Below are 15,082 nucleotides of genomic sequence, written 5' to 3'. Positions count from 1 at the left end.
ATTACTGCACCGCAGAGGCTGCGGACGCTTTCATTGTAGTTGTTGGTGTATACTAGCGCACTTTCTCCCGCTACAGACTGTTCAGGTGTGATCGATGGATGTAATCGAATACATGCAGACCCTGGGTCAGAACGCCCGCCAGGCCTCCCGTGCCATGGCCCGCGCGTCGACTCAGGACAAAAATAAAGCGCTGCTGGCCATTGCCGATGCCATTACCGCCCAGCGCGATGCCATCAAAGCCGCCAACCAGCGTGATATGCAACGCGGCCGCGACAACGGCCTTGAAGCCGCCCTGCTCGATCGTCTGGAACTGACCGACGAGCGTATCGATACCATGATCGAAGGCCTGCATCAGGTGGCCACTCTGGCCGATCCGGTCGGCGAAATCACCGATCTGAAATACCGCCCAAGCGGCATTCAGGTGGGCAAGATGCGCGTGCCCCTGGGCGTTATCGGCATCATTTATGAAAGCCGTCCGAACGTCACCATTGAGGCCGCCAGCCTGTGTCTGAAATCCGGCAACGCCGCCATTCTGCGTGGTGGTTCCGAAGCCATTGAAGCCAACCGCACACTGGCCGCCATTATCAGCGCCGGACTGGAAGAAGCCGGCCTGCCGGCCAGTGCCGTGCAGGTGGTGGAAACCACCGACCGTGCCGCGGTCGGCGCGTTAATCACCATGCCGGAGTACGTGGACGTTATCGTACCGCGCGGCGGCAAAGGCCTGATTGAGCGTATCAGCCGTGACGCCAAGGTGATTGTGATCAAGCATCTGGATGGTATCTGCCATGTGTATATCGACGAATTCGCCGATAAAACCAAGGCCATCAATATCGCCATCAACGCCAAGACACACCGCTACGGCACCTGTAACACCATGGAAACCCTGCTGGTGCATCAGGCCGTGGCCGCCGATATCCTGCCGGAACTGGCAGAAGCCTATGAAGCTCTTGGCGTGGAACTGCGTGGCTGTGAGCGTACCCGTGAACTGCTGACCGATATTCATGCCGCCACCGAAGAAGACTGGCATACCGAATATCTGGCGCCGGTACTGGCGGTGAAAATCGTCGACGATATGGACAGCGCCATCGACCATATCAACCACTATGGCTCACACCATACCGACACCATCGTCAGCGAAAATTACACACTGGCACGCCGCTTCCTGACCGAAGTTGACTCCAGCTCGGTGATGGTCAACGCCTCCACCCGCTTTGCCGATGGTTTTGAATACGGTCTGGGCGCCGAGATCGGTATCTCCACCGATAAAATCCATGCCCGCGGCCCGGTCGGCCTCGACGGTCTGACCTCACAAAAGTACGTAGTGCTGGGCAATGGCGAAGTCCGTAAATAATCCGCCCGCCATGCAACCAATCGCCGGGCAATCGTCCGGCAGTCGCCGTAAACGCTGGGCGCTGCTGGGCGGTACCTTTGATCCGGTTCATATCGGTCATCTGCGTATCGCCGTGCAATTGCGCGATCTCGGCTTCGAGAAAGTCCTGCTGATTCCCAACCGTATTCCGCCACACCGGCCGCAGCCACAGGCCAGTGCTGAACAGCGTCTGGCAATGCTGCTGCTTGCCTGCCGCAATCTGGATGGGATTGAGCCGAGCAACATCGAGCTTGAGCGTGACGACCTGAGCTACAGCGCCATCACCGTCGCTGCCCTGCGCGCCGCCTACCCCAGCGTCGGTTTTACCTGGGTCATGGGACAGGATGCCTGGCAGGGATTCGAACACTGGCATCAGCCGCAATCACTGCTGGATGAAGCCAATCTGCTGGTCATCAGCCGTCCCGGATTGCGCAACGTCAGCCACTGGCAGGAACAACAATTAGAGCAACGTGAGTGCTCACTGACCGATTTACTGGCCGCTGAAGCCGGTCATATCTGTCTTCATCACTGGCCGGAGCTGGATATATCCGCCTCCGACTTGCGCCGGGCTATCAAGCAGGGCGACAATGTGACCTTTCTGACACCGGACGCGGTGCTGGATTACATAACCCAACAACAACTCTATCGATAGAACTGAATGCAAACTGAGCAAATCAAATCTCTGGTGATCGACGCTTTGGAAGACCTGAAAGCGCAAAATATCACCGTTCTCGACGTCCGCGGCCGTACTTCGGTAACCGACTGGATGATCATCGCAACCGGTACTTCTAACCGTCACGTCACCGCTGTCGCTGGTAACGTGGAGGAAAAAGCCAAGCACGCCGGCCTGCGCCCTAACGGTACGGAAGGTCGTGCCGCCGCTGATTGGGTTCTGATCGACCTGATTGATGTGGTGGTACACGTTATGACCGACCAGTCCCGCCACTTCTACGATCTGGAGCGTCTCTGGGGAGAACCCGGCGCAGAGACCGGACAATCTGAGGCATGAAACTGCGCCTTCTGGCGGTAGGTCATAAGATGCCGGCATGGGTGGAACAGGGCTTTGCGGAATACGCCAAGCGCCTGCCCGCCGACTGCAGCATCGAACTGGTGGAAATTCCGCCGGGACACCGCGCCAAAAACACCAGCAAAGAAAAAGCCATGCAGCAGGAAGCTGACGCTCTGCGTAAAGCAATCCGTCCGCAGGATCACGTCGTGGCGCTGGATGTAAAAGGCAGCAACTGGTCGACCGAGCAGTTGTCACAGCAGCTGGAAGGCTGGCGCATGCAGGGCGGCGATGTGGCTCTGCTGGTCGGTGGCCCCGATGGCATGACCGCCGAGGTACTGGCTCTGGCCAGACAGCGCTGGTCGCTGTCGGCGCTGACCCTGCCTCACCCGCTGGTGCGTGTACTGCTGGCCGAACAGCTGTACCGTGCGTGGAGCATCCTGCAGGGCCACCCTTACCATAAGTGAGTCGTTTATGTGGGAGCATTCATTCAGGGATAAATCGGCAGAACGGAGGCTGTTCCGCTCCCGCGCATTAACACTGGCCATCTTTATTTTCCTGATGCTGTGCATACTGGCCTGGCGCATGGCCTATCTGCAGATCAATCTCTACGAAAAATACAAAGACCTGTCGGAAAACAACCGTATTCAGCTGCGTCCTATCGCACCTAACCGCGGTCTGATTTACGACCGCAACGGCATTCTGCTGGCCGAAAACATCCCCTCTTACAGTCTGACCCTGGTACCGGAACGGGTACGCGATATGGAGCAGACCATCGCTTTCCTCGATCAGCTGATCGGTATCAGCGAACGTGACCGCGAGCAGTTTGAAAAACGTCAGGGCTTCCGCCGCCGGCCGTTCGAACCTGTTGTTTTACGTCACCAGCTGAGCGAAGACGATATCGCCAAGGTCATGGTCAACCGCTTTTATCTGCCCGGCGTCGACGTTGAAGCCCAGCTGGTGCGGCATTACCCGCAAGGTGAAACCTTTGCTCATGTACTAGGTTATGTTGGCCGGATCAACCAGCAGGAGCAGGCTACCCTCGACACCGACCCGGAAACCAAGCGCCGTTACAGCGCGACCCAGTTTATCGGTAAGCTCGGCGTAGAGCGCCGTTACGAGCAGGACCTGCACGGTGAAGTGGGTTATCAGAAGGTAGAAACCAACGCCCGCGGACGGGTAATCCAGATTATTGAGCGCAAAGACCCGGTACCCGGCCAGGACATTACCCTGCACCTCGACAGCCGTTTGCAAAAACTGGCGCAAAAAGAAATGAAAGGTATGCGTGGCGCCCTCGTTGCAATCGAGGTGGCAACCGGCGGTATTGTCAGCCTGTATTCCAACCCGAGTTTCAACCCGAACTTATTTGTTACCGGTATTTCGCACAAAGATTATTCCGAACTGCGCGACAACCCAGACCTGCCACTGTTTGACCGGGCGATCCGCGGTCAGTACCCACCGGCCTCCACCCTGAAACCTTTCGTTGGCTTAGCGGCCCTGAACTCCGGCATTACCAGCTGGAATGAAGCCATTGATGATCCGGGCTGGTATCAGCTGGAAAATGACGAGCGCCTGTACCGCGACTGGAAGCGCATCGGCCATGGCAAAGTCAATCTGGAGCGTGCCATCGTCGAATCCTGCGACACCTATTTCTACGATGTCGCCGTGCGTGCCGGTATCGACAATATTTCGCCGTTTCTTGCCCAGTTCGGCTTTGGCCGCAACATGACGCTGGATATCAGCAACGCCCTGCCGGGTCTGTTGCCCGACCGCGAATGGAAACGGGCCAAGAGAAAATCTTTCTGGTACGCCGGTGATACCGTCAACCTCGGTATTGGTCAGGGCTTTATGCTGGTAACACCCATGCAGCTGGCCACTGCCACCGCAGTTCTGGCTAATCGCGGCACCTGGCAGGTACCGCGTCTGATTCTGGCGCACAACGATATCGAGGATGAAATTCCGCATGGCGATATCGCCGATATTCAGTTGAAAAACCCGCAGGACTGGGAGCAGATGTATCACGCCATGGAACAGGTGATCAACGGTACCCACGGTACTGCACGACGCCTGCGGAGCAAGCTGCGCTACCCGATTGCCGGTAAAACCGGGACGGCACAGGTCGTGGGGATCAAACAGGATGAAGAATACGACTCCGAATCCCTGCGCGAACGCTGGCGTGATCACGCGCTCTTTATTGCTTTTGCACCGGTAGAAAACCCGGAGATTGCCATTGCCGTGGTGATCGAAAATGGTGAATCTGCTGGCCGTACTGCAGGCCCGATCGCGCAAAGCATTATTAACGAATACCTCGGAGGCGCAGAAGGCTAGTGGCTAATACCGATTTCAGCCGCACCATGGGCGGCCACCACCAGCATGGGTTTGATCGCAGCCGCGCCTGGTTTGAGCGCATGCACATTGACCTGATTCTGTTCCTGCTGATTCTGCTGCTGGCCGGCTGCGGCTTGCTGATCCTGTACAGCGGCAGCGGTCAGGATATGACCATGGTCAAACGTCAGGGGCTGCATTTTCTGATCGGTTTTATCGTCCTGATTGTCACAGCCCAGTTTCCGCCGCGCTTTTACCAGACAGTGGCTCCCTGGGCTTTTGCCATCGGTGTTATCGCCCTCATCGGCGTACTGGTCATGGGCGTTGGTGCGAAAGGCGCGCAACGCTGGCTGGAGTTACCCGGCTTACCACGCTTTCAGCCTTCCGAGCTGGTTAAGCTGGCCCTGCCGTTAACCGTCGCCTGGTATATGTCAACCCGGCCGGTACCGCCACGCCTTTTCGATTTATTTAAAGCGATGATCATTATCGGTCTGCCGACGATTCTGATTCTGAAACAGCCCGATCTCGGTACCTCTATTCTGATCAGCGCGTCCGGTATTCTGGTTTTATTTTTTGCCGGCATGTCCTGGGCATTAATACTGTCAATGATCGGCATTGTCGCAGCATGTGCACCACTGATGTGGTTTTTTGTAATGCGTGAATATCAGAAACAACGCGTTCTGACTTTCCTCAATCCGGAAAGCGATCCACTCGGTTCCGGCTGGAATATTATTCAGTCAAAAACAGCTATCGGTTCCGGCGGTATCGACGGTAAAGGTTTTTTGCAGGGTACCCAGTCACAGCTTGAGTTTTTGCCGGAAAGCCATACCGATTTTATTATCGCCGTACTGGCAGAAGAGCTCGGCCTGATTGGCGTACTGGCGCTGCTGACACTGTATTTTCTGATTATTATGCGTTGCCTGTATCTTTCGTCTCGCTGTGAAACTTTATTCGGCCGTTTGTTGTCCGGTAGTCTGGCCGTTACGTTTTTTATCTATGTATTCGTAAACATAGGTATGGTCAGTGGCATATTACCAGTGGTCGGCGTACCCTTACCGCTGGTGAGCTACGGTGGCACCTCAGTAGTCAGCCTGCTGACCGCGTTCGGTTTAATTATGTCCATGTACACCCACCGGCAGAATTAGGATACAGATTTATGCGTTTTTTCCGTGACACCCTGAGTAAATTAAGCAGCGCTTTATTGTTATGCGCCACCCTGCCCGTTTCCGCAGCTTACGATCAGCACCCGCGCAGTGAAGAATTTATTGCCGAAGCCAGCAAAGAATACAAAATTGATCCGGCCGAGATCCGCACCTGGCTGAACCATGCCGAAAAACTTGATTCCGTTCTTGAAGCCATTGCCCGTCCTGCCGAAAAAGTTAAAGAGTGGGACGAATATCAGGATATTTTCCTGACGAAAAAGCGCATCAGTGCCGGTAAAGCTTTTATTCAGGAACACGCAGACTTACTGCAACAGGCCGAACAAAAATTTGGTGTTGATAAGCACATTATTGCCGCCATCATCGGTGTAGAAACGTTTTATGGAACCCGCCAGGGAAATTATCGCGTACTCGATTCCCTCGCCACACTGGCGTTTGACTATCCGCAACGGCCACTGTTCTGGCGCGAATTAAAAGCATTCTTTGCTCTCGCCCGCGATGAAAAAATCGACCCGGCCACCGTCAAAGGTTCTTATGCCGGCGCCATGGGTTATGGCCAGTTTATTCCGACCAGCTTCCTGCACTATGCCGTCGACGCTGACAACGATGGTAAGCGCGATCTGTGGGGCAATCCTGCCGACGCAATTTTCAGCGTTGCCAACTACTTCAAACGCCACGGCTGGCGCAGCGGTGAGGCCGTTACCCAGCGGGTGCGTGTCAGTGGTAAAGAGTACGAAGAAATCGTCAACGACAGCCTGAAACCGAAATGGACAGTCGCAGAATTAAAAGCACTGGGCGTTGAGCCAACCGTTAAAATCGCCGATGACCGTTCGGCCAACCTGATCCGTCTGCAGGGAAAAGTCGGCGCTGAATTCTGGCTGGGCGAGCACAACTTCTATGTCATCACCCGCTACAATCACAGCCGTATGTATGCCATGGCCGTCTACCAGCTGAGTGAGGCGCTGCGTTGAGAGCGGTTACCTTTCTGCTGGCACTGACTCTGGTGCTGGCAGGCTGTGCTACCTCGCGCTATCAGCACGCCAGCGACTTCACGCCGGCAACCATCGCTGATATTCATACCCTGCCGGAACCGCAACCCAAAGCAGAACCGCGCAGCAGCATGGGCAATCCGCGCAGCTATCAGGTATTCGGCAAAGAATATCAGGTGATGGACAAGGCCGATAACTACAAAGAGCGCGGCATTGCTTCCTGGTATGGCATGAAATTTCATGGCCACCGTACGTCCAACGGTGAAATTTATGATGTTTACCAATTCACCGCCGCACACAAAACCCTGCCGCTGCCCAGCTATGTCCGTGTTACCCGGGTTGATAATGGCAAATCCATTATCGTACGGGTAAACGACCGTGGTCCCTTCCACGAAGGCCGTATCATCGACCTGTCCTATGCCGCCGCCGTCCGCCTTGGCATCAATAAAATGGGCACGGCCGTCGTTGATGTTGAAGTTGTCACCCCACCCCATGCCCACAGCGTACGCTGGGTACAGGTCAGCGCACTGTCAGATGCCGCAGCAGCACAGCGGTTGCAGGCCAGCCTGCAGCGTTCACTGGTACCTATGACCTGGCCGGTCAGTATCAGTACTCAGGATGGTGGAGCCGGCTTGCATAAAGTGCGGATAGGGCCAGTGCCGGAGGGGGATGATCTGCAGGCGGTGCTGGACCGGCTTAATCAGCTGAATATCCGCCAGCCACTGCTGCTGGCTGCTCATCAGCTGAACTGATCACAATAAAAAGACAAAAAAAGGGGCCATGACGATCAACATCAGGCCCAGAGGCAAGGTACTCAGCGCAGAAACAGTAAAACTAAAGCGTGTCGCTCCGGCTTATTCGCCAGTGCCGTGTTTTTCGATATCTTTCTTCACAGCCCAGTAAACACCGCCAAAGAAGGCGCAGGTCAGGGCAACGATAATCAGGCCGGAAAATACAACTTCATCCATAAACATAATGCTCACCTCTCAGTTAAGCCTTGCAGTTCGGGGCGGCAATGACTGCGTTGACTGCTTCATTGCGCTTGGTATGAAGTCACTTTAGCAAGGGGGCGGAAGGCAGAATTGATGTACATCAACGAAAAAATCACCCTGTAACGGGGTTGATGCAGAGCTTGATGCACATCAAATAACCACACAATTATCATGACTAATGGTGTGAACCTTGCTACTTAAATAAGAAGAAGATCAATAAAAATCCCGCTTTCTGCGGAGCTTTACCTGTTCTCTTTGTCGCCACGGACGCAGAGCACTTATTGGTATTTATCGTCAGGCAGTGCACACTAAGCAAACCGGCGACCATAAAGGACTCGACAAGGTGAAAGGACCCTTAACACAAGCTGCCTCACTGCTGTTGTGCGGATCATTGCTCTCCTCCCCCATGCTGCAGGCCGCTGAGCAGTCTGCAGCGGCTTTACCAGCCCCCCAAACAGCACCGGACGATGCCAATGACGAGTCCGTTCTGCCAACGCTGGCCGCCACCAATCAGCAACTGTCCCAGCTGGTTCAGCATCAGGACTACCAAAGTGCTTATCAACTGGCGCAGCCACTGCTCAGCCTTTACGAAGGCGACCCGGCCTTTGATTTTTACTACGCTTTCAGCGCCGCCCAGCTTGGTTACTTTAACGAGGCACTGTTCAGCTTCGAACGGCTTAGCAGCAACTACCCTGCTGTTGCCCGCTACCGTCTGGAGTTAGCACGCGCTTACTACTACCTCGGTAACTACGATGCCGCCGAACAGGAATTCCGTATTGTCATGGGTGCCAACCCACCCGCTCAGGTACGGGAAACCATTGACCAGTTCCTGCAGCGCATTCAGGAGCAGCGGCAAAGCGTGATGCCAGCCTGGGGCGGATTTGTATCCCTCAGCGGCGGCCATGATTCCAACTACAACACTGCCACCGACCTCAATGAGATCGACCTGCTTGATGGTCTGCTGACCGCCCGTCTGAGCAGCGATCAGCGCGCCAAAAGCAGTGGCTATTACCAACTGCGTGCTCAGGGCAGTTATATCAGCCCGCTGACCAGACGCAGTGCGGTTGATCTGCAGCTCGGTGCCAGCCGCAAAGACAACAGTGCCGACGACCTGTTTGATCTCGACAATGTCTACGTCAGCGGCGGCCTGCGTCTGCTCCGTGGCCGTCATAACCTGCGCTTCGGCGGCCGTTACAGCTATTACTGGCTGGGTCAGGAAGACCTGCTGTCCGATATATCGGCCAGTGTCGGATGGAATTACCAGCTGAACAGCGCCTGGCAAAGCCAAACCGCACTGACGCTGAGCCGTCAGGACAACAGACTTAATGATGATCTCGATCTGCTGCAGGCCGAACTGCAGGCCGGAGCAATGTTCTCCGACGGTTCTTTTTCCAGCCAGTTTGCTCTGGTGCTGGCCAGCGATGATGGTGAACAGAACTATCAGGCCCGGGATACACTGGGTCTGAACCTCAGTGTGCAACAGTTACTGAGCATTCACAGCAGTCTGTACGCCAACCTGATCCTGCGTGACTACCAGTTCCAGGGCGCATTTCCTGAGGAAAACCTGCTTGCCGGTGGCGAAACCCGCACCGAACAAATGACCCAGCTGGTTGTGGGCTATGGTTATACCCTGACACCTGACCTGACGCTTTATGCTCAGGCCAGCCAGGTAAGCTACACCAGCAATCTTCCCGTATACGAATACGACCGCACGCTGTTCGAAGCGGGCATCAACTGGACATTCTGATGGAGGCCACCATGCAGCGGATTAAATGCTCAGCCTGCCTGCTGCAGGCAATCATGATTCTGGCCATGCTGTTAGCGCTGAACCCGGCACGGGCCGCCGGACTGGCCGGCCATATCATTATGGTAAAAGGGGATGTGACCGCACAGGCTGCCGACGGCAGCAGCCGCAACCTCAAACGCCGCGATGAGGTGTATCCCAGCGATACCATCCGTACCGGCAATGGCAGCCGCGTACAGATCCGCTTTATCGATAACGCCCTGCTCGCCTTACAGGAAAACAGCCAGCTCAGTATTCATGCCTACCAGCAACAGAATGCCGATGGTAGCGGCGGCAAAGTGCTGATGGAACTGGTTGAAGGTGGCTTCCGCACCCTGACCGGCAGCATCGGCAAAGGTAATAAAGAGGCTTACAAGGTCGACACTCCGGTCGCCAGCATCGGCATCCGCGGCACGCTGTACAGCGTCATGCTGGCAAAAGGCCAGCTTCTCGCCGGCGTCTGGAAAGGCGGTATCAGCCTGTCCTCCGGCCAGGGGAGCTTCAACCTTGGTCAGGATGCCGACTTTAACTTCGGTATGCTGGGCGCTCAGGGCTTTCAGGGCATGTTAGCTGTGCCGCAGGAACTGGACAGCAGCCCGGAAATATCAGCCGGAGAGCTGAGCAGCGCAGGCAGCGGCCATCCACAAGACGATCTCACGCCTCCGGCCGACACGGTATTTGCCGGCTATCCGCTGAATACCTCCATGCTGGATAATGCTGTCCCCAATCCCTTCGATCAGGATGCCGGCAGTGGCAGCGAAGAAGCACTGAACGACGGTGGCAACCTGATTAAGAACTCTCCGGATCTGCGCCTGACCCCGGAAGAATTCAACGCTTATAAAGCAAGCACCACCCTCGGCAGCATGATCGTTAACGGTAAAGCTGTTGCCGTATCCGCCTTCCGTGATGACCGCGGCGAGCTGGTGTTTGTTTCCATCGACAGCAATAACAGCACCGATATTACCCGCTACAGCGGCATCACTGATTCGACACAGCTGCCTTCAGAGCTGACGGGGCTGGCCGGCGTGGAATGGGGTATCTGGAACGGCGCTGCGGACCTGCCGGTCAGCCAGCAACTGGATGAAAACTCACTGACCGTCACCCCGGTTATCTCTCCGGTGATGTGGGTGGTGGCAGAGCCTGCGCTGCAGAGCAATATCCCGACCGACGGCATCGTCTCGTTCAGCGGCACTCAGGCTCTGGGCGTCGACAGCGACGGCAACAAGCTGCTCTACGCCGATGGCAGCTTCAGGCTTGATTTCGCCAGTGGCGACATAACCAGTGGCTTTCTCAATGCCAGCTATGAGGATGGCAGCGGCCAGAGTATTGGTGGCAACTTCTGGAGTGCCGATTTCACCGGCAGCATACGGGCCAGCGGCAGTAATCAGAACGGCGCTCTGGCAGAGATGAAATTCGGCTCAGGATTTCACGGTGAAGGAGGCCCCGAGCTGGATACCATTGCCAGTTCATTCAACGGCATTCTGGTCGCGCCTTCCGGCGAAGTATTTACCGGCAGCTTCAATCTGGTGGATACCAACGGCAACAGCGCCGCGGGTATTGTAGCCTGGCCGCAGGTGCCGGATACCGGTCAGTTCTGAGCTGCTGATGGCCTTCCGTTTTACTTCTCGGTATGACGGAAGACGCCATCCCAATCTTCCGCCAGCTCCTGCTGACGCAGGTGTTCGATACGTTCGCTGTACACCTGATACAACCGCCGCGGCTGGCACTGCCAGAGTTCGCTGAAAATCTGCTGAGCTTCATCCCAGCGGCGGGCAAAATAATGCTCCGTTGCCTGCTGCTGCAGGCTCAGCTCCTGCTGTGTTGCGTCATCAATCTCATTAGCCAGTCCCAGTGGCTCATACACCCGGATGGGTTCGTTTTTACCTTTCACCTGAATACGGTCGATATAGCGGTACACAAACTCCGGCGCCTGCGCCTGAGTCTGCTCACCAACAAGAATCGGCACGCCATAAAACTTGGTAATACTCTCCAGCCTTGAACCCAGATTCACCGCATCCCCAAGCACCGTATAAGCCCGGCGGTATGAAGAACCCATGTCGCCGACGTTCATCGGCCCGGTGTTAATCCCAATACCGATTTCAATCGCCGGCCAGCCACGGGCACTGAACTCATCACGCAGCGAAGCGGTAACACGCTGCATACAGAGCGCCGCCTGTACCGCATGGGAGGCGTGCTGCTGGTCATCCAGCGGTGCCCCCCAGAACGCCATCACCATATCGCCAACGTATTTATCGATGGTGCCTTCATTATCAAAAATCACTTTGGTGATGGGCGTGAAATAGCTGTTAAGCAGTGCTTTAAGATCAGCCGCAGACAGCTTTTCTGAGATATTGGTAAAGCTGCGGATATCGCTGAACAGTACGGTCAGCTCTTTGCTTTCGCCGGCAAACTGGTAGGCCGACGGGTCATTCATCATGCGCTCAATATGGGCCGGCGGCACATACTGGTCGAACATCCCCTTCAGCTGACGGCGACTGACGTTTTCACTGACAAAGCCATAACCCAGGTTCAGCAGCGTCAGACTGCTGACCAGCAACAACACGGCCGCCAGTGGCAGATCGAGATGCTGATAAGTCCACAGATAAAAATTGCCACTGATGACCAGCAGCAGTGTCAGGCCGCTGAGCAGCATAGACCCCAGAGGCCCAAGCCGTGGCAGCCAGAACGACAGCAGCATGCCGAACAGCAGCAACTGCGCCAGCAGGGCCCCGGCTTCCCATTCCGGGCGGTAGGGAAAGTCATCGTTGAGCAGTGCCTCGATGACATTGGCATGTACTTCTACCCCCGGATACTGAGTGCCGACCGGCGTGGCCCGCAGGTCAGACAGTCCCAGAGCGGAAGTACCGATCAGGACAATAGCTCCCTCCAGAACCCCGGTGCCGGTGTGGCCGTTAAGCACATCCGTGGCGGACAGATACGGAAAGGTCCGCTTCGGGCCTTTGTACGGCACAATAACCCGCCCGGCTGCATCGGTACGTGCCAGCTGAGCGCCAACCCCGGCATAACGCAGCACATCCACTTCCCCGAGGGCGACCGTTTCCAGCTGCAGCTGCCGGTCGAACAGATAAGCCATCACCGTCGCCAGCGCCAGAGACGGATAAAGGTCATTGCCATAGCGGATAATCAATGGCGCCCGGCGAATTGCACCGTCAGCATCGGCAAAGGTTGTGACAAACCCGGCTCCGGCAGCAGCCTCCTGTAATTGCGGTAAGTTGGCGGCATAGCCGGGTTTGGCAATAATCACCGAACGCTTAGCAGCCTCTGCCGGCAGCCGGTAGACCGGAGCAGGTAAACGCCCGACGCTGACACTGGCCTCATCGAGAAAGAAAAAGCCCAGCACCGTATCGGTCGCCGGCAGTTCCCGCGCAAAGTGGCTGTCAGCATCCACCCGGGCACGCCATTCCCGGGGCGGTTGCCAATCTGCACCGCTCTGTGTCATATGCTCGCGGATATCATCCACCGGATTTCGCTCCGGCTCGGAAAACACCACGTCAAATGCCACCACAACGGCACCAGACTGTGCCAGTGCCGCAACCAGATCGGCCAGTTTATGACGGCTCCAGGGCCAGCGGCCTTCTTCGGCCAGGGATTTTTCGTCGATATCAACGATGATAACCGGCTGCTCGCCACGACCGGGCGGTTGCCAGTCGAGCGCAGCATTAAAACGCAGGTCATAGAGCAGAAAATCGAGACGGTTCAGCCAGTGGCCGGAGCTTTGTCCGGGCTGCAGGCTCAGCAGAATAAAATAAGCCGTCAGTACGATGCCCAGTAGAATGGGCAGACGCTTGCGAGACAATGATCTCCAGCGCATAGAGTTCCTCAGAAACGTCCCTGCATTGGGCGAACACTAGCACAGCCGCACTTTAATGTCGCACCGGCCGCGGCTCAGGCCATGACCACCTGACCGCGGTATACACGCTGGGTGCGCTTACTGACCCGTTCAGAATCATCCATCAACCGCTGGCTGCCACGGTAAACATGGCTGACTTCATGCAACTCCGGTGGTTCCTGGGTTGGCAGAAATTCTTCAATCAGGGCCAGCAAATCACGGCTGACGCCGCTCTGCACCAGAACACGCAGGTCATGCTCAAGGGAAGGTGAATCAAAGTGAATCACACATCCCTGCTCGTCTTTCGCCAGTCGTTTGATCTTTTGCAGCAAAGCGATGTTATGACGGTTGAACTCCATGCTGTCATCTCCGGTTAATAGCTACTATCAGAAGTCTCAGTTAACCGGAGTACTGCAACCCTCATACCATAGTTTGAATCTGCTCAGCTTTATTCGGCACGCCACTGCTGGCATGACGCAGGGCCAGTGCCGTGAAGTGCTCAGCAACACTTTGCCAGCTGGCGCACTCGGCCTGAAGACGAGCCGCAATTCCCATGGCATGAAGATCGCCATCAATAAGACGCGATGTCGCAGCAATAAACGCCTCATCCGTATCGTCCGCCGCCAGCTCACCATTAACTCCGGGCTGTACATGCATCTGCGCGGCGGCCATATTAAACGCCACCACCGGCAGACCACTGGCCATCGCCTCCAGCGTTACCAGGCCAAAAGTCTCTGTCTGGCTGGGGAATATAAAGGCATCGGCTGAAGCAAAATAACGCGCCAGAGTTTCACCGGTCTGCACCCCGGCAAAGATAATCTGCGGATATTCACGTTCCAGCTCGGCGCGCATCGGACCATCACCCACCATAACCAGACGGGCATTACTGCCCTTCGCCCTTAATGCCTGCCAACTGCTGATAGCCAGTGGAATGTTTTTTTCGGCAGCAATACGGCCGACGTACAGCAGCACAGGCTCAGAACCAACCTGCCACTGCTGACGCAGCGCACTGCTGCGCCGGCGCGGATGAAACAGCTGGCAATCCACCCCGTGCGGCAGCACCGAGACATTGCGGAAACCTTCGCTGCTCAATGCGTTTGCGATTTCACCCGCTGGTACCAGCGTGGCCGCCGTACGGTTATGAAAGCGCCGCAGCCAGGCCAGGGTCAGTGTTTTAATCCAGCCAAGGCCGTAATAGCTGCTGTAGCGATGGAAATTGGTGTGGAAGGCACTGATCACCGGAATACCCTGCTTACGTGCCTGGCGCAGGGCAGAATTGCCCAGCGGGCCTTCGGTCGCAATGTACACCAGATCGGGCTGGAAACTTTGCCAGGCTCTGGCCACCCGACGCCGGGCTGGTAATCCAAGCTGCAGATCCGGATACATCGGGATAGTCAGGCCACGACACCAGACCTCTTCGGTCTCCGGCAGCCAGTCACTGCGTGGAGCTGTGCGGATAATCTGAATACAGAATTGTGCAGGGTTCAGTGCACTGAGGAGCTGGCGCAGGGAATTGGCAACGCCGTTAACGTCCGGAACATAGGTTTCCGTAACAATCGAAATGCGGATCTGGGCCATGGTTAAGCGGCACTCTGGTGATTATTCCAC

Annotated in this window: 14 protein-coding genes; 10 read left to right on the top strand and 4 right to left on the bottom strand. The window is 56.1% G+C overall.

Features of this window, described 5'->3' with window-relative positions:
- The first annotated feature begins 94 nt into the window (after positions 1–94).
- The 8 genes from HUF19_RS03795 to HUF19_RS18330 are packed head-to-tail and all read left to right on the top strand — an operon-like array spanning position 95 to position 7,601.
- Positions 95–1,351, top strand: coding sequence for a glutamate-5-semialdehyde dehydrogenase (locus tag HUF19_RS03795; RefSeq protein ID WP_260998568.1), 1,257 nt, complete (start codon positions 95–97; stop codon positions 1,349–1,351).
- A complete protein-coding gene (nadD, locus tag HUF19_RS03790; RefSeq protein WP_260998567.1) occupies positions 1,332–2,021 on the top strand; it encodes a nicotinate-nucleotide adenylyltransferase in 690 nt (229 codons plus the stop codon). Before HUF19_RS03795 ends, nadD begins: the two co-directional genes overlap by 20 nt.
- Before the next feature lie 6 nt (positions 2,022–2,027).
- Positions 2,028–2,378, top strand: a complete 351-nt coding sequence (rsfS, locus tag HUF19_RS03785) for a ribosome silencing factor (protein ID WP_260998566.1) — start codon at positions 2,028–2,030, stop codon at positions 2,376–2,378.
- The gene (rlmH, locus tag HUF19_RS03780; RefSeq protein WP_145469751.1) at positions 2,375–2,842 is read left to right on the top strand and encodes a 23S rRNA (pseudouridine(1915)-N(3))-methyltransferase RlmH; all 468 of its coding nucleotides are present in this window, start codon (positions 2,375–2,377) and stop codon (positions 2,840–2,842) included. Before rsfS ends, rlmH begins: the two co-directional genes overlap by 4 nt.
- Before the next feature lie 7 nt (positions 2,843–2,849).
- On the top strand, positions 2,850–4,703 hold the full coding sequence (mrdA, locus tag HUF19_RS03775) for a penicillin-binding protein 2 (RefSeq protein WP_260998565.1): 1,854 nt from the start codon (positions 2,850–2,852) through the stop codon (positions 4,701–4,703).
- Positions 4,703–5,845 carry a rod shape-determining protein RodA gene (rodA, locus tag HUF19_RS03770; RefSeq protein WP_436317743.1) on the top strand — a complete coding sequence of 381 codons (1,143 nt, stop codon included), beginning with the start codon at positions 4,703–4,705 and terminating at the stop codon, positions 5,843–5,845. The genes mrdA and rodA overlap by 1 nt, the downstream gene beginning before the upstream one ends.
- Positions 5,846–5,856: 11 nt before the next feature.
- Positions 5,857–6,831, top strand: coding sequence for a lytic murein transglycosylase B (mltB, locus tag HUF19_RS03765; protein WP_260998564.1), 975 nt, complete (start codon positions 5,857–5,859; stop codon positions 6,829–6,831).
- On the top strand, positions 6,828–7,601 hold the full coding sequence (locus HUF19_RS18330; RefSeq protein WP_270049436.1) for a septal ring lytic transglycosylase RlpA family protein: 774 nt from the start codon (positions 6,828–6,830) through the stop codon (positions 7,599–7,601). Before mltB ends, HUF19_RS18330 begins: the two co-directional genes overlap by 4 nt.
- A gap of 102 nt (positions 7,602–7,703) precedes the next feature.
- On the opposite strand, the gene ccoM is transcribed toward HUF19_RS18330, so the two are convergent.
- Positions 7,704–7,823, bottom strand: coding sequence for a cytochrome c oxidase subunit CcoM (ccoM, locus tag HUF19_RS18385; protein ID WP_286716578.1), 120 nt, complete (start codon positions 7,821–7,823; stop codon positions 7,704–7,706).
- A 361-nt stretch (positions 7,824–8,184) separates the two neighbouring features.
- On the opposite strand from ccoM, the gene HUF19_RS03750 reads away from it, so the two are divergent.
- On the top strand, positions 8,185–9,588 hold the full coding sequence (locus HUF19_RS03750) for a tetratricopeptide repeat protein (protein ID WP_260998563.1): 1,404 nt from the start codon (positions 8,185–8,187) through the stop codon (positions 9,586–9,588).
- A gap of 11 nt (positions 9,589–9,599) precedes the next feature.
- Complete coding sequence (locus tag HUF19_RS03745) at positions 9,600–11,222, top strand: FecR family protein (RefSeq protein ID WP_260998562.1); 1,623 nt, start codon at positions 9,600–9,602, stop codon at positions 11,220–11,222.
- Between the two features lie 20 nt (positions 11,223–11,242).
- Here HUF19_RS03745 and HUF19_RS03740 read toward each other — a convergent pair whose 3' ends face one another.
- The 3 genes from HUF19_RS03740 to HUF19_RS03730 all read right to left on the bottom strand — a co-directional run bounded on the left by HUF19_RS03740 (position 11,243) and on the right by HUF19_RS03730 (position 15,052).
- Positions 11,243–13,456 carry a CHASE2 domain-containing protein gene (locus HUF19_RS03740; protein WP_260998561.1) on the bottom strand — a complete coding sequence of 738 codons (2,214 nt, stop codon included), beginning with the start codon at positions 13,454–13,456 and terminating at the stop codon, positions 11,243–11,245.
- 74 nt (positions 13,457–13,530) lie between these two features.
- Positions 13,531–13,833: a hypothetical protein gene (locus HUF19_RS03735; protein ID WP_260998560.1), complete on the bottom strand. Its 303-nt coding sequence runs from the start codon at positions 13,831–13,833 to the stop codon at positions 13,531–13,533.
- A 61-nt stretch (positions 13,834–13,894) separates the two neighbouring features.
- Complete coding sequence (locus HUF19_RS03730) at positions 13,895–15,052, bottom strand: glycosyltransferase family 4 protein (protein ID WP_260998559.1); 1,158 nt, start codon at positions 15,050–15,052, stop codon at positions 13,895–13,897.
- Positions 15,053–15,082 lie beyond the last annotated feature (30 nt).

It is taken from the genome of Thalassolituus hydrocarboniclasticus, from assembly GCF_025345565.1.
GTDB lineage: Bacteria > Pseudomonadota > Gammaproteobacteria > Pseudomonadales > Oceanobacteraceae > Venatoribacter > Venatoribacter hydrocarboniclasticus.
Note: the sequence above shows the minus strand (reverse complement) of the source record. Positions and strands in the feature narration are given on the sequence as shown.